The 1632-nt window shown below is 57.1% G+C and carries 1 protein-coding gene; it reads left to right on the forward strand.

Annotated features, from left to right (window positions below; translation table 11 throughout):
* The first annotated feature begins 168 nt into the window (after positions 1-168).
* Positions 169-1059: an ATP-grasp fold amidoligase family protein gene (locus AWB67_RS37355; RefSeq protein WP_087660807.1), complete on the forward strand. Its 891-nt coding sequence runs from the start codon at positions 169-171 to the stop codon at positions 1057-1059.
* The last annotated feature ends 573 nt before the right edge of the window (positions 1060-1632 follow it).

The following is a 1632-nucleotide window of genomic DNA, read 5'->3' on the forward strand; positions in this document are numbered from 1 at the left end:
ATTCTTGAAATTGGCCGCTTGCGTGATCTGCTGGAATACTCTCCAACGATCAATCTAGGCTTTTTGAAACCGCCTCTTAGTGACGCGTGCGGCGGCCCGCGATTGTGCCTTGTTAAAGAAAATCGAAACTGCTTCTTAACCCGTTTATCAAGCATCAGAGGGGATACGATGTCTCTTTCAAAGAGCCTAATTGGCTTCGCCAAACAATGTTTGCCAGACCGCGTTTATCTAAGTCTTGCTCATCGTCACAAAGTGGGCCGTTTCCCGAACGTCAAATCGCCGACAACGTTTAACGAGAAGATTTTGTATCGCTGTCTTCATCCGGATCCGCGCTACGCAGATCTGACCGACAAGCTCACTGTACGCGAGTACGTCCGCCAAAAGATCGGCGAAGAGTATTTGGTGCCACTTCTCGCGGACCCAGTGGCTTTTACCCGCGAGGTGTATGACGCGCTGCCATCGACGTTCGTTATGAAGGCAAATCACGGAAGTGGGTTCGTCAAGGTGGTGAACGACAAGATCGACATTGGGTTTAAAGAACTCGATCGTCTTGCGAAGCAATGGCTCACGACCGACTTCTATCGTGTCGCGCGCGAGCGCCACTATCGCGCGATTCAGCCCCGCATTTTCTTCGAACAGCTCCTGCTTGATCGAAGCGGCAATATTCCCCCGGACATCAAGATCCACTGCTTCTTCACTGAAGCTCGGTCCACGCCTGTGATTTATATCGCAGTGATCTCCGATCGCTTCGGCGAACGACCGTGCGGCGACATGTACGACGGCGACTGGAACCGGCTGGACATCTCAATCGGCCACTATCCGCGTAGCGCACGCCCCGCGGAGCGTCCGGCAAATTTTGAGACGCTATTATCGCTCGCAACGGCGCTGGCGGACGGATTCGAGTATGTTCGGGTGGACCTTTATGCCCCCGACGACAAAGTCTATTTCGGCGAATTGACATTCACTCCGGGTGCGGGCGTGTTTCCCATGATGCCCGATGCGATCGACTATGAATGGGGAAAGTTGATGCAGGTAAAAGCCGACGGACGACACTTCTGAGCGTCCTTAGACGATTTCCGATTCAACCGCCGCTGATGCACTCGGGGCGCTTGCCCGGCGCATTGGGGAAAATTCGGCGCCCAGGGAGACACCGTCGCGCGTCATGCGCACTGCCGCTCGCGCAAGCCTTGCCGATAGTAGTCGACCGTCGCGACCGCCATGTCGACGATCGCGAAGCCGCGGTTGATGATGCCCCGCCCTTGCGCGCCAATCCCTGCCACGCCGCCGCACTCTGACCGGTTCCATCGCGCGACGGCCCTGCTCCAACAAAAGGCGCGCGTAGTCAGCGGAGTCGATCTGCATCGTCGCCGTGCCAGGCTCGAACCGCCCTCATGCGCTGTCTCGGTCAAAGATTGTGAAGCCGGTGTCCATACGCACTTCGAGCCGTTCGCCCATCGGGGCCGGTTCAGTCGCGAATCGCGCAAGCAGCGCCTTGGCGGCATGTCTTCCGATCGTTGCCCCGTCGACTCTGACCGTCGACAGGGCCGGATAAACAGTATGCGTCAGCGTAACCCGTCACAAGATGGTGCGCGACGAGCTTTTCTGCGTCAGATCGGGACGAGACGATGTAGG

It is taken from the genome of Caballeronia terrestris, from assembly GCF_001544515.1.
Taxonomy (GTDB): domain Bacteria; phylum Pseudomonadota; class Gammaproteobacteria; order Burkholderiales; family Burkholderiaceae; genus Caballeronia; species Caballeronia terrestris.